17 protein-coding genes are annotated in these 16,747 nt (G+C 63.4%); 9 read left to right on the forward strand and 8 right to left on the reverse strand.

Annotated elements, in window-relative coordinates; all coding sequences use genetic code 11:
- Positions 1-2 precede the first annotated feature (2 nt).
- Genes FQU74_RS13865 through FQU74_RS13885 form a run of 5 tightly spaced genes read right to left on the reverse strand, consistent with a single transcriptional unit; the run spans position 3 to position 2,058 of the window.
- Entirely contained in the window at positions 3-716 is a 714-nt protein-coding gene (locus FQU74_RS13865; protein ID WP_146287068.1) for a flagellar hook-basal body complex protein, read from the reverse strand.
- A gap of 1 nt (position 717) precedes the next feature.
- Entirely contained in the window at positions 718-984 is a 267-nt protein-coding gene (gene fliQ / locus FQU74_RS13870; protein WP_146287069.1) for a flagellar biosynthesis protein FliQ, read from the reverse strand.
- Entirely contained in the window at positions 981-1,274 is a 294-nt protein-coding gene (fliE, locus tag FQU74_RS13875; protein WP_146287070.1) for a flagellar hook-basal body complex protein FliE, read from the reverse strand. The genes fliQ and fliE overlap by 4 nt, the downstream gene beginning before the upstream one ends.
- 11 nt (positions 1,275-1,285) lie before the next feature.
- Positions 1,286-1,666 (reverse strand): flagellar basal body rod protein FlgC, encoded by a 381-nt coding sequence (gene flgC / locus FQU74_RS13880; protein ID WP_146287071.1) that lies wholly within the window; start codon positions 1,664-1,666, stop codon positions 1,286-1,288.
- A 2-nt stretch (positions 1,667-1,668) separates the two neighbouring features.
- The gene (locus FQU74_RS13885) at positions 1,669-2,058 is read right to left on the reverse strand and encodes a FlgB family protein (protein WP_146287072.1); all 390 of its coding nucleotides are present in this window, start codon (positions 2,056-2,058) and stop codon (positions 1,669-1,671) included.
- Positions 2,059-2,141: 83 nt separating this feature from the next.
- On the opposite strand from FQU74_RS13885, the gene FQU74_RS13890 reads away from it, so the two are divergent.
- From FQU74_RS13890 to FQU74_RS13930, 9 genes are all read left to right on the forward strand, one after another.
- On the forward strand, positions 2,142-3,470 hold the full coding sequence (locus FQU74_RS13890) for a FliI/YscN family ATPase (protein WP_373289032.1): 1,329 nt from the start codon (positions 2,142-2,144) through the stop codon (positions 3,468-3,470).
- 102 nt (positions 3,471-3,572) lie between these two features.
- Positions 3,573-4,460, forward strand: coding sequence for a YghX family hydrolase (yghX, locus tag FQU74_RS13895; protein WP_146287073.1), 888 nt, complete (start codon positions 3,573-3,575; stop codon positions 4,458-4,460).
- A gap of 52 nt (positions 4,461-4,512) precedes the next feature.
- Positions 4,513-4,995: a cytochrome b gene (locus FQU74_RS13900; RefSeq protein WP_146287074.1), complete on the forward strand. Its 483-nt coding sequence runs from the start codon at positions 4,513-4,515 to the stop codon at positions 4,993-4,995.
- An 80-nt stretch (positions 4,996-5,075) separates the two neighbouring features.
- The gene (locus tag FQU74_RS13905) at positions 5,076-5,978 is read left to right on the forward strand and encodes a LysR family transcriptional regulator (RefSeq protein ID WP_146287075.1); all 903 of its coding nucleotides are present in this window, start codon (positions 5,076-5,078) and stop codon (positions 5,976-5,978) included.
- Between the two features lie 130 nt (positions 5,979-6,108).
- A complete protein-coding gene (locus FQU74_RS13910) occupies positions 6,109-7,275 on the forward strand; it encodes an ABC transporter substrate-binding protein (protein WP_229704399.1) in 1,167 nt (388 codons plus the stop codon).
- Between the two features lie 141 nt (positions 7,276-7,416).
- Positions 7,417-8,412, forward strand: a complete 996-nt coding sequence (locus FQU74_RS13915) for an ABC transporter ATP-binding protein (protein WP_146287076.1) — start codon at positions 7,417-7,419, stop codon at positions 8,410-8,412.
- Complete coding sequence (locus FQU74_RS13920) at positions 8,412-9,356, forward strand: ABC transporter permease (protein ID WP_146287077.1); 945 nt, start codon at positions 8,412-8,414, stop codon at positions 9,354-9,356. The genes FQU74_RS13915 and FQU74_RS13920 overlap by 1 nt, the downstream gene beginning before the upstream one ends.
- Positions 9,346-10,152: an ABC transporter permease gene (locus tag FQU74_RS13925; protein ID WP_146287078.1), complete on the forward strand. Its 807-nt coding sequence runs from the start codon at positions 9,346-9,348 to the stop codon at positions 10,150-10,152. The genes FQU74_RS13920 and FQU74_RS13925 overlap by 11 nt, the downstream gene beginning before the upstream one ends.
- An 11-nt stretch (positions 10,153-10,163) precedes the next feature.
- Positions 10,164-11,612, forward strand: coding sequence for a gamma-aminobutyraldehyde dehydrogenase (locus FQU74_RS13930; RefSeq protein WP_229704400.1), 1,449 nt, complete (start codon positions 10,164-10,166; stop codon positions 11,610-11,612).
- Between the two features lie 110 nt (positions 11,613-11,722).
- On the opposite strand, the gene FQU74_RS13935 is transcribed toward FQU74_RS13930, so the two are convergent.
- The 3 genes from FQU74_RS13935 to FQU74_RS13945 are packed head-to-tail and all read right to left on the reverse strand — an operon-like array spanning position 11,723 to position 16,582.
- Positions 11,723-14,827 (reverse strand): efflux RND transporter permease subunit, encoded by a 3,105-nt coding sequence (locus FQU74_RS13935; protein ID WP_146287079.1) that lies wholly within the window; start codon positions 14,825-14,827, stop codon positions 11,723-11,725.
- A gap of 12 nt (positions 14,828-14,839) precedes the next feature.
- Complete coding sequence (locus tag FQU74_RS13940; RefSeq protein ID WP_146287080.1) at positions 14,840-15,994, reverse strand: efflux RND transporter periplasmic adaptor subunit; 1,155 nt, start codon at positions 15,992-15,994, stop codon at positions 14,840-14,842.
- Between the two features lie 6 nt (positions 15,995-16,000).
- Positions 16,001-16,582: a TetR/AcrR family transcriptional regulator gene (locus FQU74_RS13945; protein ID WP_146287081.1), complete on the reverse strand. Its 582-nt coding sequence runs from the start codon at positions 16,580-16,582 to the stop codon at positions 16,001-16,003.
- Positions 16,583-16,747: the final 165 nt, after the last annotated feature.

Here is a 16,747-nt window from a genome sequence, read left to right on the forward strand (position 1 = left end):
GGTTATCCTCCAAGCACCTGAATGACGGTGCGCAAGCGATCATCCTCGCGATCAAGAAAGCTTTGGCCGGCCTCATAGGCGCGCTGCACTTCGACCATGCGTGCAAGCTCGGACATCGGGTTCACGTTGCTGGCCTCGATGCGGCCTTGCACCATGCGACCACCATCCAGCGGAACCTCGCCTTGCGTCGTACGAAAGAGAGTCCCGCCCTCATGCTGCAGGTCGCCGTCGGCTGCGGGTTGCCACAGACCGATCCGGGCAATCGGCTCATCCCCGGCGGACAGCGTGCCATCGGAGGAGAGCATGACCTGGCCCACATCGGGCGGCACGAAGACCGGTGCGCCGCCCTGATCGAGCAGGCGATGGCCGTCGGGGTTGACGAGTTCACCCTCGGCCGAGGGCGTGAACATGCCCGCGCGTGTCAGGCGATTGCCTTGTGGGGTTTCAACAAGAAAAAAGCCCTCGCCTTCGATCGCGAAATCGAAGGTCGCGCCCGTCATCTCGGTTTCGCCCGGCGTCAGGTCGACGTGGCGTGCCGATGCATGGGCCATCGACAGCGACGGCGCATCGTCGAGGCGCCTGACATATTCCGAGAACACCACCCCTTCGCGCCGGAAGCCGGCGGTCGAGGCATTGGCGATGTTGTTGGCGATCAGTTGCATTTCGCGCATCAGCCCGGATTGCCGGGTCAGCGTCACATAGCCAGCGGCATCCATTTCAACCTCCTGCGATTCCGGGAACGATCTGGTCGGTGAAGAAGCTCACGAGGTTTGCGGTCATGAAGCTCATGGATGCCCAGAGAACAATTAGCATCGCCGCAACCTTGGGCACGAAGGTCAGCGTCATTTCCTGAATCGAGGTCAACGCCTGAAAGAGGCCGATCACCACGCCGGCGACAAGCGCCACCAAGAGCATCGGGGCCGAAATCTTGACTGCGATCCAAAGCGCCTGACGTAGCGCATCAAAGATCTGGTCCTCGGTCATACCGGCATCCTCAGGATTTCCTGATAGGCCTCGACCACCTTGTCGCGGACGGTGACTACGGTTTCGACGGCCATTTCGCTGGCGGCCAGCGCCTCGACCAGCGCATGCGGATCAGCGCCGCCCGTCATCGCCGCCCGTGCCGTCTGTTCGGCCGAGGCTAGTACCTCCTCGAACGCAGAGACGGAGCTGGCGACGGGGTTCGCAGCAGGGTCGGTCGTACCCGGCATGGGCGCGGCGGCAGAGCGTGCGGCGGTGTAGGTTTGCGATACCAGTTTATTATGAATGTCCATTCTGGAACTCCTTATCGGCGTAGCAGTGCAAGCAGGTCGCTGGTCATCTGCCGCGCCTGATCAAACATGCGAAGATTGGCCTCGTAGCTGCGCTGCGCTTCGCGCGCGTCAGCGATTTCCGTGATCAGATCGACATTCGATCCATCATAAAACCCCGCCTCGTCGGCGAGGGGGTGGCCGGGATCGAAGATCCGGTCCAGCGGCTTCTGGTCAAGCCGGACCGGCGAAAGCGCGACGCCGGGTTGATCGGCCATTTCTTCGAACGCGACGGTCTTGCGGCGATAGCCCGGCGTATCGGCGTTTGCGATGTTTTCCGAAACGTGGCGCAACCGACTGGCCTGTGCCTGCATGCCCGAGGCCGCGAACGAAAGGGATGATCCAAGGTCTGACATGATCACCGCGCCTTTCCAAGACTGCCGCGCAGGATGTTGGAGACGCTTTGATAGATCGACAGCGCCATCGCGTGGTCCTGACGCACCTCCGCCGCGCGAACCATCTCGCGCTCGATGGAAACCGTGTTGCCATCGGGCGAGGCTGCAGAGCCGTCGACACGTGCGACGGCCGCTCCCTCCGGGCCTTTCGCAGACCCCAGATGACCCGGCCGCGTGGCGAGCATCCCCTGACCTTGGGCCGCGCCATACACTTCTGCAAAGGGGGGCATGTCGCGCGCCTTGAAACCGGGCGTATCGGCATGGGCCATGTTGCGCGCAATTTCGGCCTGCCGCGCGCCTGCATGCCGCGCAAATCCTTGCGTCATCTTGGTTATTTCGAGTTTTTCAAACATCGGGGCTTCTCCCTCGACCAGCTTCACCAAGGCTTAAGGGTGATTCCTTTAGAAACCGTAATCAGGAACAAATGAGGAATCCGATGATCGATGCGATCGACACCCCCTTTCGCGGACTGCTGGCAGAGCTTGGGTCGATCCCTTTGGCACGTCGCCTTGGTCGCGTGGTCGAGCTGTCGCGCGGGACGGTTCTCGTCTCGGGTCTTTCGCGTGCGGCGACGCTGGGGGATCGGGTCCTTATCCGATCAGGCACCGGACTGGCTGGTGAGGTTGTGCGGGTGGCACGCGACCACGCGACAGTGCTGCCCGAAACCGCAGCTGAAGGGGTTCAGATCGGTGCTGCGGTCGAATTGAACGGGCCCGCGATGATTGCGCCGGATGACAGCTGGATCGGCCGGATCGTCGATCCTTTCGGGCGTCCTCTGGATGGCAGACCGCTTTTTCGCGGGGCTACAAGCAGGCCCTTGCGGGCGCAACCACCGGATGCCGCCGCACGGCGACGGATGGGCGAGAGGCTGGCGACGGGAACGGCCTGCTTTGACACGGTGCTGCCGCTGGTGCGTGGTCAGCGGATCGGGCTATTTGCCGGATCGGGGGTCGGAAAGTCCTCGCTTCTGGCAAAGTTTGCGCGTGGGGTGCAGGCCGATGTCGTCGTGATTGCCCTGATCGGTGAACGCGGACGCGAGTTGCGCGAGTTTACCGAAAGTGTCCTGGGTCCGGAAGGCATGGCGCGGTCGGTGGTCGTCACCGCGACGTCGGACCAATCCGCGCTGGCACGGCGGCGCTGCGCATGGTCTGCGATGGCGGTGGCTGAGCATTTCCGCGATCAGGGGCGGCAGGTGCTGTTGCTGGCCGACTCGATCACCCGTTTTGCCGAGGCGCATCGCGAGGTCGCGGTTGCTGCGGGCGAAGAGGGCAGCCTGCGCGGCTTTCCTCCGTCAACCAGCCACACGATCATGGCGCTGGCCGAGCGCGCGGGACCGGGGCGCGATGGCGCGGGCGATATCACGGCGGTCTTTTCGGTTCTTGTTGCGGGGTCGGACATGGAAGAGCCTGTCGCCGATATTCTGCGCGGTGTGCTGGATGGCCATGTGGTGATGGATCGCCGCATTGCCGAGCGGGGGCGGTTCCCGGCGATCGATCTGCTGCGCTCTGTCTCGCGCAGTCTGCCCCATGCCGCCAGCGATGACGAAAACCGGCTGATTGCCGAGATTCGCAAACTGCTGGGCGCGTATGACCGGGCCGAGTTGATGATACAGGCCGGGCTCTATGTGCCGGGCAGCGACCCGGTTGTTGATCGGGCGATCCGGCTCTGGCCGGCGCTGGATGCTTTTCTGGCTGCCGATGCACCGGAGGGGATCGGTGCGGCTTTTGACCGTCTGTCCGCCTGCCTCGCCGGAATGGGGGGGTGAGGCCGCAAGCTCCCGTTTTCGTGATGCCTTGCCGCGACGGAAACTCTGTCAGGCTGCGTAAGGGTGAAACGAACACCAGATCCAACCTGACAGGAGCGCGCCATGACCAGATTGACTGCGAAGGATTTTGCCCCCGAACTGCTGGAGCTTTATGACTTTTACGCCCACGGAAAGATCACGAAGCGCGAGTTTCTGGACCGCGCCTCGAAGTTCACTGTGGGCGGAATGACCGCCGTGGCGATCCTTTCCGCGATGTCACCGAACTATGCGCTAGCCCAACAGGTCCCGGCATCCGACCCTGACATCACCGTCGAATACATCGCCTATCCTTCGCCCAAGGGCCATGGAGAGGTGCGCGGCTATCTGGCCCGTCCGGCCTCGGCCAGTGGCAAACTGCCGGCCGTGGTGGTTGTTCACGAAAATCGGGGCCTGAACCCCTATATCGAGGATGTCGCGCGGCGGGTGGCAAAGGCGGGCTATATCGCGCTGGCCCCCGATGGGCTGACCTCGGTCGGTGGCTATCCGGGCAATGACGACAAGGGGCGCGAGCTTCAGCAGCAGGTGAACCCCGAAAAGCTGATGAATGACTTCTTTGCCGCCATCGAATTCCTGATGGCGCATGAGGCGACGACCGGAAAGGTCGGGATCACCGGCTTCTGCTATGGCGGTGGCGTGTCAAACGCGGCGGCCGTCGCCTATCCCGAGCTTGCCTGTGCCGTGCCCTTCTATGGCCGCCAGCCCGCCGCCGCGGACGTCGCGCGCATCAAGGCGCCGGTTCTGTTGCACTATGCCGAGCTTGACACCCGCATCAATGAAGGCTGGCCCGGATATGAGGCCGCCCTCAAGGCCGCAGGCGTGACCTATGAGGCTTATATCTACCCCGGAGTGAATCACGGGTTCCACAACGACACCACGCCTCGCTACGACGAGGCGGCCGCGAAACTCGCCTGGCAGCGGACACTTGACTGGTTCGCCAAGCACCTGGCCTGAACCCTTTGGCCTCTGGCGTGAATCCAGGGGCAATCCGACCTGGAGCCCACACATGAGCACTTCCCCCGGAAGCTACCTGCGCAGTCAAAAGATCCTGCACTGGCTGATCGCTGCACTGATTGCGCTGCAATATCTGGCGTTTGATTCCATCGGCCGCACCTTCAGCGCGGCGATGCGCGGGGCAGGCTTGACCTATCCCGCAGATGTGCTGGGCCATATCGTTGTGGGCGGCGCGGTCCTTGTCTTGATGATGGCGCGCATCGCCCTGCGCCTGCGCCATGGCGCTCCATCCACGCCGCCAGAGGAGCCTGCCCCTCTGCAATGGCTCAGCAGGGCCGCGCATGCTGCATTCTACGCCTTGTTGCTGCTCTTGCCGATAAGTGGGCTGGTTGCATGGTTCATGCAGCTTTCGAGCCCCGCCGAGGTGCATGAGGTGATGACGACACTGCTGCTCGCGCTGATCGGCCTGCATGTCGCGGCGGTGGCGGTACATCAGTTCTGGTGGAAGACCGGGCTGATCCACCGCATGGTCTGACATCGCGTCGCGGATCTCCGCCGGGGCTTGCGGCGATCCGCAACCGCGGCAATCCTTGCGCGGCACCCGCGGAGCGCATCATGGCCTTTACCCTGCGACAGCTACAGTTCTTTACCGCTGCAGCCGAGGCTGGCAGCGTCTCGGGCGCCGCTCGCGCGCTGTCGATCTCGCAATCCTCGGTAACCGAGGCGATCCGCGCGCTTGAGGATGATCTGGGCGTACTTTTGTTTGAACGGCAGGCGAAGGGACTGCTGATCACCCACAAGGGTTCGGCTTTTCTGCGCCATGCGCGCCAGATCCTTGCCGATGTCGCCGCCGCCCGCACCGCTTTTCGAGATGAGGCCGAGCAAGTCACCGGGCGCCTGTCGCTTGGCGTGACCTCGCTGGTCGCAGGCTATGTGCTTTCAGATATCCTGCAAAGATTCCGTCGTGCCTTTCCGCTGATCGAGTTGAATGTGATTGAGGATACTGGCGAGTATCTGCAGCACCTCTTGATCGGCGGAGAGCTGGATGTCGCGGTGCTTTTGACCTCATCGGTCAAGGACCGCATGGCCCTGCATGTTGAGACACTGGTCGTCTCGGCCTATCGGCTCTGGCTTCCGCTTGGCCATCCGCTCGCCTTGCAAGAGTCGATTGCGTTGGAGGAACTGGCCGGTCGCCCGATGATCCAACTGATGGTGGATGAGATCGAGGAATCGACGCGCCGCCTGACCGCCGCTCTGCCGGTGAAGCCCGAGATCGCCTTCCGTACGCGCAGCGTCGAGGCGGTGCGTAGCCTTGTCGCCACTGGCGCGGGCCTTGCGATACTGCCCAGCCTTGTCTACCGGCCCTGGTCTTTGGAAGGCGACCGGATCGAGATCCGCGATGTTTCGGGCGACCTTCCGACGGTGCAGGTGGGTCTTGCCTGGCGGCGCGGTGCCCCCCTGTCGCCCCCGGCGCTAAACTTCGTACGTTCCGCACAGTCAGGTCTGGCAGAACGCTAAGCCATCGGATTTTCCGATACTGCCTATCCTGATTTTGTGTTTGCGAAAGCTGAAGCTTGGTCGCAGCATGCCGGCAGACCGGAATACCGGCAGCGCAAGGTTGCGCATCTCAATCAGGGAGATTTCGGAAATGACCAAGACGCATGCGATGAAACGCGCCGCGGTGATGGCGTTGGCGGCGGTAACCGCCACCGGACCGGCCTTTGCCCAGATGACCGCAGTCGGTCAGGGCGAGGGCGCGCTGTCGATCGTCGCCTGGGCGGGCTATGTGGAGCGCGGCGAGACCGACCCCAAGTTCGACTGGGTCACCAAGTTCGAGGCCGCGACGGGCTGCAAGGTCAGCGTGAAGACCGCCAACACCAGCGACGAGATGGTCGCGCTGATGAACGAAGGCGGCTTTGACCTTGTGACCGCCTCGGGGGATGCGTCGCTGCGGCTGATCGCTGGCGGCAAGGTGCAGGAAATCAACAAGGATCTGGTGCCGTCCTGGTCGACCATCGACCCGCGCCTGCAGGATGCCCCCTGGCACACGGTTGATGGCAAGCATTACGGTGTGCCCTACATGTGGGGCCCCAACGTCCTGATGTACAATACCAACACGTTCAAAGAGGCGCCGACCTCCTGGAACGTCGTGTTCGAGAAGATGGACCTCGCCGATGGCAAGTCGAATGAGGGCCGGGTGCAGGCCTATGACGGCCCGATCCACATCGCCGATGCCGCGCAGTATCTGATGTTCCACAAGCCGGAACTGGGCATCAAGGACCCCTATGAACTGAACGAAGACCAGTACAAGGCCGCGCTTGACCTTTTGCGCGCACAGCGCCTGCTGGTCAGCCGCTACTGGCACGATGCCTTCATCCAGATCGACGACTTCAAGAACGAAGGCGTTGTTGCCTCGGGCTCGTGGCCCTTCCAGGTCAACCTGCTCAAGGGTGAAGGGCAGCCGATCGCCAGCACCATCCCGCAGGAAGGGGCAACCGGCTGGGCCGATACCACCATGCTGCACGCCGACAGCGAACACCCGAACTGCGCTTACATGTGGTTTGAACATCAGCTGTCCTCGAACCTGCAGTCCGACCTCTCGGTCTGGTTTGGCGCCGTGCCTTCGGTTCCCGCGGCCTGCACCGACGGACGTGGCATGCAGACGGCCGAAGGCTGCGACGCCAACGGTCTGAAAGACTTTGACCGCATCCGCTTCTGGCGCACGCCGGTCGCCAACTGCAGCCAGGGCGAGGGTGCCTGCGTGCCCTACTACCGCTGGGTCAGTGACTATATCGGCGTGATCGGCGGTCGCTGATCACTTCGGGGACGGGCGACAGAGCCGCCTGCCCCCTTCTTCTTTTCCCAAATATCCTCGGGGGGAGGGCCGCTTCGCGGCCCGTGGGGGGCAGACAGCCCCCCGCGACCTCTCCCGCCCAAGCAATCCATCGGACCTGCCATGACCTCGCCCGCCACCCCGGCCGTCGAATTTCGCGCCGTTACCCGCCATTTCGGATCCGTCCGCGCCGTCGATGGCGTGGATCTGACGATCGCCGAAGGCGCCTTCTTCGCCATGCTCGGACCTTCGGGGTCGGGCAAAACCACCTGCCTGCGGCTGATCTCGGGGTTTGAAAAGCCCACCTCGGGACAGATCCGCATCTTCGGACAGGATGTCAGCGACGTGCCCCCCAACCGGCGCAACGTAAACACGGTGTTCCAGGACTATGCGCTGTTCCCGCATATGAGCGTGCGCGACAACGTGGCCTACGGGCTGATGGTCAAGGGCGTCGATCGCAAGACCCGTTTGGACAGGGCCGAAGAGATGCTCTCGCTGGTCAAGCTTCCGGGCTACGGCGACCGCAAGCCGGGGCAGTTGTCGGGCGGTCAGCGGCAGCGTGTGGCCCTGGCTCGCGCGCTGGTGAACGAGCCCCGCGTCCTTCTGCTGGATGAACCGCTTGGCGCGCTTGACCTGAAGCTGCGCGAGGCGATGCAGGATGAACTGAAGGCCCTGCAAAAGCGTCTTGGCATCACCTTTGTCTTCGTGACCCATGACCAGCACGAGGCGCTGAGCATGGCGGACAGTCTTGCAGTCTTCTCGGACGGCAAGATCGCCCAGATAGGCACACCGGAAGAGGTTTATGCCCGCCCGCAAAGCCGCTTCGTCGCTGATTTCGTGGGGTCCTCCAATGTGCTGCCTCCAGATCTGACACGGGCGCTTGGCGGACCGGCCCGTTGGTCCAGCCTCAGGCCTGAACAGGTGCGTATCGCGGATCAGGGTCAGGGCCGGGGGATCGTCACCTCGATCCGCTATCTGGGTGCGGGCTCGCGCGTCGCCCTGCGGATTGGTGAGGCCGAAGTGGCGGCACTGGTTCCAGCAGGTCAGACCGTGCCCGAGCAGGGGGCCGAGGTCGCCATCGCCTTCGACCCCGCCGCGCTGCATGTGATGGAGGGCTGATGATGCAGCCCGCAACCGCCATCCTTCCCGAGCGGGGCTTGGGCGACCGGCTGACGGCACTGTTCTGGCGCCGCCCGCGCGTGCTTCTGGCCCTGCTGCTGGTGCCGCCGCTTCTGTGGCTGGGCGTCGTCTATCTGGGCTCGCTCTTTGCGCTGCTGTTGCAGAGCTTCTATTCGATCGACGAGTTTTCGGGCGTGGTGAAAGAGGAGTTTACCCTCAAAACCTATGCCGAGCTGTTCCGCGCGCAGAACGTTGACATCATCCTTCGCACGCTGCTGATGTCGGCGCTGGTCACGCTGGCCTGCGCGGTCATCGCCTTTCCCATCGCCTATTTCGCCGCGCGCTTTGCCCGTGGTCGCTGGAAGGCGGTGTTCTATCTGGGGGTCATGCTGCCCCTGTGGTCGTCCTATCTGGTCAAGGTCTATGCGTGGAAGCTGATCCTTGCCAAGGAAGGGATCCTGACCTGGACGGCCGAGCATATGGGCGTCGGCGCCATCTGGGGGCGTGCCCTTGATGAGCAGTGGTTCGGCGGCTCGTCGCTGTCCACCTCGCCGGTCGGCACCTTCATCGTCTTTGTCTATATCTGGCTGCCCTACATGATCCTGCCGATGCAGGCCGCGCTGGAACGCGTGCCGGGATCGATGCTCGAGGCGGCAGCGGATCTGGGCGCCAGCCGGGCGCAGGCCTTCCGGACGGTGATCCTGCCCCTGGCACTGCCGGGGATCGTTGCGGGGTCGATCTTTACCTTCTCGCTGACGCTGGGCGATTACATCATCCCGCAGATCGTCGGCACCTCGGCGCGGTTCATCGGGCTCGCGGTCTATCAGCTGCAAGGCACCGCCGGGAACATCCCGCTCGCCGCGGCATTCGCCGTCGTGCCCATCGTCATCATGCTGGTCTATCTGACCGTTGCCAAACGCATGGGGGCCTTCGATGCACTCTGATCGCGCCTCTTGGGGCCTGAAACTGGGGGCCGGGCTGGGACTCGCCTTCCTGCACCTGCCGATCCTGCTGATCTTCCTCTATGCCTTCACGACCGAGGAAAAGAGCTATCAGTTCCCGCCGCCGGGGCTGACGCTCAAATGGTTCGGGGTCGCGTGGGAGCGCGCTGACATTTGGCCGCCCCTGTGGCTGTCGCTGCAGGTTGCCGCCATCGCCACTGTGCTTGCGATGATCCTTGGCACGCTCGTCGCCGCCGCCATGGCACAGTCCCGCTTCTTCGGGCGCGACCAGATCAGCCTGCTGATCCTGCTGCCCATCGCCCTGCCGGGGGTGATCACCGGCATGGCGCTGCGCTCGGCCTTTTCGGTGATGGACATCCCGTTTTCGGTCTGGACCATTATTCTGGGCCACGCCACCTTTTGTATCGTCATCGTCTACAACAACGCCGTCGCACGGTTTCGTCGCTTGTCAGGCGGGATCCTCGAGGCATCGAGCGATCTTGGCGCCAACGGGTTTCAGACCTTCCGGCATGTGCTGCTGCCGAATCTTGGCTCGGCCCTGCTGGCGGGGGGCATGCTGGCCTTCGCGCTGTCGTTCGACGAGGTGATCGTCACCACCTTTACCGCCGGACAGCAATCGACGCTGCCTATCTGGATGCTGCAGGAACTGGTGCGCCCGCGCCAGCGGCCCGTCACAAACGTGGTCGCCATCGTGGTCTTTGCCGTGACCTTCCTGCCAATCCTTGCCGCCTATTACCTGACCCGAGACGGCGATCAGACCGCCGGCGCGGGCAAATGAGGGAGAAGAACATGAACGCGATTGATACCGCCCGGATCGAGACCGGCCTGCTGATCGGGGCCGAGTTCCAGCTGGGGCAAGAGACGCCCGAGCCGATCCTGAACCCGCGCACCGGCGCGCTGATCCTGAACGTGGCCGAGGCATCGCTGGCACAGGTGGATGGGGCCGTGGCCGCCGCGCGCAAGGCGTTCGAGGGCTGGTCGCGCACGACACCGGCGGAACGTTCGGCCGCCCTTCTGCGCATCGCCGACCGGGTCGAGGCCGAGGCCGCAGCCTTTGCCGCGCTTGAGGCGCTGAACTGCGGCAAGCCGATCAATGCCGCCCTGAATGACGAGATCCCGGCAATCGTTGACTGCTACCGCTTCTTCGCAGGCGCGGTGCGTACACAGCACGGGCAGGTTGCGGGCGAATATCTGGCCGGCCATACCAGCATGATCCGCCGTGACGCGGTGGGTGTGGTGGCCTCCATCGCGCCCTGGAACTATCCGCTGATGATGATGGCGTGGAAGCTGGGCCCGGCCATCGGGGGCGGCAATACTGTCGTCTTCAAGCCCAGTGAGCAGACGCCGCTGACCGCGCTCAAGATGGCTCGTATCCTGGCCGAGGAACTGCCCGAGGGTGTCGTGAACGTCATCACCGGACGCGGCCAGACGGTCGGTAACTACCTGATCAATCATCCCGGCGTCGACATGATCTCGCTGACAGGCGACGTGGCCACGGGCCGCAAGATGCTGGATGCCGCGTCAAAGACCGTCAAGCGCACCCATCTGGAACTGGGAGGCAAGGCCCCGGTCGTGGTGTTTGACGATGCCGATGTATCTGAGGTGGTCGAGGGTCTGCGTGCATTTGGCTACTACAACGCAGGGCAGGACTGCACCGCCGCCTGCCGGATCTATGCGGGCAAGAAGGTTTATGACCGTCTGGTGGCCGACCTTTCCTCGGCCGTCTCTGGCATCGCGCTGGCGAATGAGGATGACACCACGAACGAGATCGGCCCGCTGATCTCACTGCGCCAGCGTGACCGGGTTGCGAGCTTCGTGAACCGCGCGCGTGAGTTGTCGCATATCGAGGTGACGGCAGGCGGCGAAGTGATGGATCAGGGCTATTACTACCGCCCCACCGTCATCGCCGGCGCGCGCCAGGAGGACGAGATCGTGCGGCGCGAGGTCTTTGGCCCGGTCGTCTCGATCACGCCGTTCTCGGATGTGGACCAGGCGGTCACTTGGGCCAATGACAGTGACTACGGCCTCGCCTCCAGTGTCTGGACAAAGGACGTTGGCCGCGCCATGGCGACGGCGGCACGGCTGCGCTACGGCTGCACCTGGATCAACACCCACTTCATGCTGGTCAACGAGATGCCGCATGGCGGACTGAAGCAATCGGGCTACGGCAAGGACATGTCCTCGTATGCGCTCGAGGACTACACCGTCGTCCGCCATGTGATGATCAAGCACGGCTGACAAAAGCCATTCGCCGCAGGGGATTGCGGCGCGGGCGGGGGTGGTGCATCGGGGCCCGCCTCAAACTCCGGGGAGCGTGCGAGCGCCCCCCGGAGTTTCTTTTTGGCCGCTCAGGCCGCCACGGCAGGCTTGCGGCGCAGCCGGCTGACGGCATCCAGCACAAAGACGAAGAACACCGGCACAAAGAAGATCGCAAGGATCGTGGCCGAGATCATCCCGCCGATCACCCCGGTGCCGATGGCGTTCTGGCTGGCGGCCGAGGGGCCCGTCGCGATGGCCAGCGGCACAACCCCCATCGTGAAGGCCAGCGAGGTCATCAGGATCGGCCGGAAGCGCAGCTTCGCGGCCTCGACTGCCGCCTCGATCAGGCTTTGTCCCTCGGCGCGCAGCTCCTTGGCAAACTCGACGATCAGGATGGCGTTCTTGGCCGAAAGCCCGATGATCGCGATGAGGCCCACCTTGAAGTAGACGTCATTGGGCATGTCGCGCAGCATCACCGCAACCACGCATCCCAGCACGCCCAAGGGCACCACCAGCATCACTGAAAGCGGGATCGACCAGCTTTCATAGAGACCCGACAGCAGCAGGAACACGAAGACGATCGACATCGCGTACAGCAGGGTCGAGGTGCTGCCCGACTTGATCTCTTCCAGCGACTGGCCTGACCATTCGTAGCCAAACCCGGGCGGAAGTTGCGATGCCAGACGCTCCATTTCAGCCATGGCATCGCCCGAGCTGAAGCCCGGCGCGGCCTGACCCGACAGGCGGACGGCCGGATAGCCGTTGTAGCCCACCACCTGCGACGGCCCCATCTGCCAGCGGAGCTGCGCGAAGGACGAGAAGGGCACCATGCCGCCGTTGGTGTTGGGCACCATCAGCTTCAGGATGTCCTCGGCCTGCATCCGCGCATTTGCATCCGCCTGAAGGATCACGCGCTGCAGTTTTCCGTTGTTGGGAAAGTCGTTGACGTAGGATGACCCCAGATACTGCGAAATCGTGGCGTTGATCGCGGCGAAGGTCACGCCAAAGGTATCGGCCTTCTCTCGGTCGATCTCTACCTGCACCTGTGCCGATGCAGGCATGCCTTCGGGATACATACCGACGATGATGCCACCCTGCGCGGCGCCCGCCATCAACTGCCCGGCGGCGGCCTGCAAGGCCTGCTGGCCTAGACCGGAGCGGTCCTGCAGACGGAACGAGAACCCGCCCGAGGTGCCAAAGCCCGCGATCGCAGGCGGCGAAAGCGCGAACACCCGTGCATCCCGCATGCCGTAAAGCTGCATGTTGGCCGCATTGGCGATATCCTGCGCTGAACGGTCACGCTCGGCCCAGTCTTTCAGGGTGATGAACATCAGGCCCGCATTTGTGCCCTGACCCGAGAAGCTGAACCCACGGATCGCAACCACGTTCTCGACCGCATCATCGGCCATGAAGTGCTCGCTGATCGACTTGAGCGCGGCATCGGTGCGGTTCACCGATGAGGCGGGCGGGGTCTGCACGTCAGCGATCAGATAGCCCTGATCCTCGTTCGGCAGGAAGCCCGTGGGCAGGCGCACGAAGCCAAGCGCCGTCAGGGTGACGAGACCGAGGTAGATCAGCATCATCAGCACCGTTCGCCGCGTGATGATCGAGAGACTGCGGCCATAGCGCTGGGTCAGCTTCTCGAAGCTGCGGTTGAACCAGCCAAAGAAGCCGCCGCGCTCGTGATGCCCGCTGACGGGTTTCAGGAACGTCGCGCACAGCGCAGGCGTCAGGGTCAGTGCAAGGAAGGCCGAGAACAGGATCGACACCACCATGGTCAGCGCGAACTGGCGGTAGATGATGCCGGTCGCGCCAGGGAAAAAGGCCATCGGGATGAACACGGCTGCCAGAACCAGCGTGACGCCGACAATCGCGCCTGTGATCTGGCCCATGGCCTTTTCGGTCGCTTCTCGCGGTGGCAGGCCTTCGGTTGCCATGATCCGCTCGACGTTTTCGATGACCACGATGGCATCGTCGACAAGGATGCCGATGGCAAGAACCATCGCGAACATCGTCAGCACGTTGATCGAGAAGCCCGCCATATACATCACGCCGATCGTGCCCATCAACGCGATCGGGACCACGATCGTGGGGATCACGGTGTAGCGGAAGTTCTGCAGGAAGATGAACATCACGATGAACACCAGAACCACAGCTTCGATCAGCGTATGCACCACCTTTTCGATCGAGGCTGCCACGAAAGGCGCGGTGTCATAGGGGATCGAATAGCTGACGCCCTCCGGGAAGAACTTTGACAGCTCCTCCATCTTGGCAGCGATGGCCGCCGAGGTCTGGAGGGCATTGCCGGTGCTGGTCAGCTGCACGCCGATGGCGGCGGTGGGCTGGTTGTTGAGCCAGGTTGATTGGGCGTAGCTTTCCGATCCGATCTCAACCCGCGCGACGTCCTTCAGCCGGACCAGAGATCCGTCCGGGTTCGAGCGCAGCACGATGTTCTCGAATTCTTCGATTGTGCTGAGCTGACCCTTGATCAGGACCGTCGCGGTCAGTTGCTGGGCAAGCGGGTTCGGTTCCGCCCCGATGGCCCCGGCCGAGACCTGCGCGTTCTGGGCACGGATCGCGGTGGAGACATCGGCCGTTGAAAGCCTGAGGCCTGTCATCTTCGACGGATCGAGCCATACCCTGAGCGCGCGTTCGGACGAGAACACCTGCGCGCTACCCACGCCCGAGATCCGGCGCAGTTCGCCGACCACGTTGCGGTTGACGTAGTCCCCCAGGTCGGTCGCATCGCGGCTGCCGTCTTCCGAGGTCAGCGCCACCACCAGAAGGAAACCTGCGCCTGCCTCTTCGACCTGGATGCCCTGATCGATCACGCTTTGCGGCAGCAGGGGCTCTACCCGGCGGACGGCGTTCTGCACATCTACCTGGGCATCGCCGGTATCCGTGCCGGGCTCAAAGGTTGCCGTGATCGACACCGCGCCCGACGAGTCGGCAGTCGATTCGAAATACATGATCCCTTCGACGCCGTTCAGCTCTTCCTCGATGGGCTGGGCGACACTGCGGTGGATCTCTTCAGGAGAGGCCCCGACATAGAAGGTCGAAACCGAGATCTGCGGCGGGGCGACCGACGGGTATTGCGCAACCGGAATGATCGGAAGCGCCACCAGCCCGGCGATCACGATAAAGATCGCGATAACCCAGGCCAGAACCGGACGGTGGATGAAGAAATGGGCCATGTTTGCCTGCCCTCAGTTCTGCGGCGCGTCAGTGGCCGCGGGCTGCCACGGTTCGGGGACGACGGCGGCGCCCGGGAACAGCTTCTGCGCCCCCTCGACCACAACCTTGTCCCCGGCGTTCAGACCACTCTCGACGATCCATGACGAGCCGACCGAGGTGCCAAGCCGGATTGACCGGACGGAAACCTTGTTGTCGGTGCCGATGACATAGACCTGCGCATTGCCTTGGGCATCTCGCTGCACGGCCATCTGCGGCACTGCCAGCGCGTGCTCGCGGACGGCCTGTTCGACGGCGACGCGAACGTAAAGCCCCGGAAGCAAAAGGTTTTTTGTATTCGGGAACTCGCCGCGCATCGTGACCTGTCCGGTCAACTCGTCCACGGTCGCTTCCGAGAACAGAACCTCACCGGGCTGTTCGTATTCGGTCCCGTCGTCAAAGTAGAGACGCATCTGTGCGGTATTCGCATCGACGGCAACCAGCTCGCCCACCTCAAGCGCACGGCGCAGCTTGAACAGCTCGGCCGAGGATTGCGTAAAGTCGACATAGACCGGGTCAAGCTGCTGGATCGTTGCCATGATCTCGGTCTGCGCGGTCACCAGCGCGCCCTCGGTCACCAGTGCCCGGCCAATGATGCCGGAGATCGGCGCCTTGACCTCGGTGTAGTCGAGATTGAGCTGCGCCTCGGCCAGCGCGGCTTCGGCAATCGCCACATCCGCGTCCGCCTGGGCAAGAGTGGTGACCGCGTTCTCAAGATCGACGCCTGCGGTGATATTGCGATCACGCAGGGTCTGGGCGCGCTTCTGCTGGTCTTGCGCGTTCAGCTGACCAGCTTTGGCCTTGGCGAGCGTCGCCTCGGCACTGGCGACACGCACACGGAATGGCGCAGGGTCGATGCGATAGAGCACGTCACCTGCCTTGACGGTGCTGCCCTGCTCAAACACCCGCTCCAGCACGATTCCACTGATCCGCGGACGAACCTCGGCCAGTCGCGTGGCCGAGACACGGCCCGGCAGTTCATTGATCACCGGCAGAGGCTGGGGCTTCAGCTCCAGAAAGCTGACCGGCGTTGGGGGCATCTCTCCGCCTTGCTGAGAGATCGCAGCAGGAGCAAGGAAGGGCAGGCAGAGCGCCGCAACCAGAATCCGGAATGAGAGGGGGCGTTTCATTTGTCTTCACCTAACGGAGTGTTCAGGGTGATTCGGATCTTGGGATGCAGTCAGAAGATCCATGATATCGTCAGCGATCTCTTGGCGTCTGTCCGAAGAGAAAGCGTGAAAGCCGGAATATTCAAGGCATTGCAGCCCGTGAATCGCAAGGTAGGCAAGGATCGCCCGGCGGGGGGCGGGGGAGTCCGTGTCGATCCGGTTCAGATCTTCGGCCACGGTGCGGGCGATAATGGCCCGGCAGGATTCGCTGTCCCCGGTGCCCGAAGCCACGATCGTCGCAACATCGAGGTCATCTGCCGTCGGCTCCTCGCGCAGGCAATCGACCCAGCCCCGCAGCCAGGCATCGGTGGCATCCCCATGCAGGCTGGCCCGGTCCGTGATGTTGGCCCGCCATTCGGACAGGCGGGTGTCGATATAGGCCTCTAGCAGGGCAGACTTGCTGCCAAAGTCATAAAGGACGCTGGATTTGCTGATGCCGGCCGCCTTGGCCACTGCGTCGATGCTGAGTGCGGCAAAGCCACGCTCGCGCACCACGGTCTCGATCGCGCGCAAGGTCGCCTGACGGTCGATTGTCTTCCTGCGTCCCATGCGCGCCCCAGAATATCGGTCCAATCGTTCGGATATTCCTGTTGGGCGGGGCGGTCAAGCACGGATTCTGCACAACACTGGGCGATGAGGCACGGTCTTGTACTACATCTGGCTCAGTGATCCGTTCATGCTAGGTTCATCAAGGCTTGCCCCTGAGGCGAAAAC

The organism is Gemmobacter aquaticus (assembly GCF_007859075.1).
Classification (GTDB): domain Bacteria; phylum Pseudomonadota; class Alphaproteobacteria; order Rhodobacterales; family Rhodobacteraceae; genus Gemmobacter; species Gemmobacter aquaticus.

Coding starts and splice junctions, on each gene's coding strand:
- FQU74_RS13865 (WP_146287068.1), bottom strand. CDS start 716: ATGGATGCCGCTGGCTATGTGACGCTGACCCGGCAATCCGGGCTGATG.
- fliQ (WP_146287069.1), bottom strand. CDS start 984: ATGACCGAGGACCAGATCTTTGATGCGCTACGTCAGGCGCTTTGGATC.
- fliE (WP_146287070.1), bottom strand. CDS start 1,274: ATGGACATTCATAATAAACTGGTATCGCAAACCTACACCGCCGCACGC.
- flgC (WP_146287071.1), bottom strand. CDS start 1,666: ATGTCAGACCTTGGATCATCCCTTTCGTTCGCGGCCTCGGGCATGCAG.
- FQU74_RS13885 (WP_146287072.1), bottom strand. CDS start 2,058: ATGTTTGAAAAACTCGAAATAACCAAGATGACGCAAGGATTTGCGCGG.
- FQU74_RS13890 (WP_373289032.1), top strand. CDS start 2,142: ATGATCGATGCGATCGACACCCCCTTTCGCGGACTGCTGGCAGAGCTT.
- yghX (WP_146287073.1), top strand. CDS start 3,573: ATGACCAGATTGACTGCGAAGGATTTTGCCCCCGAACTGCTGGAGCTT.
- FQU74_RS13900 (WP_146287074.1), top strand. CDS start 4,513: ATGAGCACTTCCCCCGGAAGCTACCTGCGCAGTCAAAAGATCCTGCAC.
- FQU74_RS13905 (WP_146287075.1), top strand. CDS start 5,076: ATGGCCTTTACCCTGCGACAGCTACAGTTCTTTACCGCTGCAGCCGAG.
- FQU74_RS13910 (WP_229704399.1), top strand. CDS start 6,109: ATGACCAAGACGCATGCGATGAAACGCGCCGCGGTGATGGCGTTGGCG.
- FQU74_RS13915 (WP_146287076.1), top strand. CDS start 7,417: ATGACCTCGCCCGCCACCCCGGCCGTCGAATTTCGCGCCGTTACCCGC.
- FQU74_RS13920 (WP_146287077.1), top strand. CDS start 8,412: ATGATGCAGCCCGCAACCGCCATCCTTCCCGAGCGGGGCTTGGGCGAC.
- FQU74_RS13925 (WP_146287078.1), top strand. CDS start 9,346: ATGCACTCTGATCGCGCCTCTTGGGGCCTGAAACTGGGGGCCGGGCTG.
- FQU74_RS13930 (WP_229704400.1), top strand. CDS start 10,164: ATGAACGCGATTGATACCGCCCGGATCGAGACCGGCCTGCTGATCGGG.
- FQU74_RS13935 (WP_146287079.1), bottom strand. CDS start 14,827: ATGGCCCATTTCTTCATCCACCGTCCGGTTCTGGCCTGGGTTATCGCG.
- FQU74_RS13940 (WP_146287080.1), bottom strand. CDS start 15,994: ATGAAACGCCCCCTCTCATTCCGGATTCTGGTTGCGGCGCTCTGCCTG.
- FQU74_RS13945 (WP_146287081.1), bottom strand. CDS start 16,582: ATGGGACGCAGGAAGACAATCGACCGTCAGGCGACCTTGCGCGCGATC.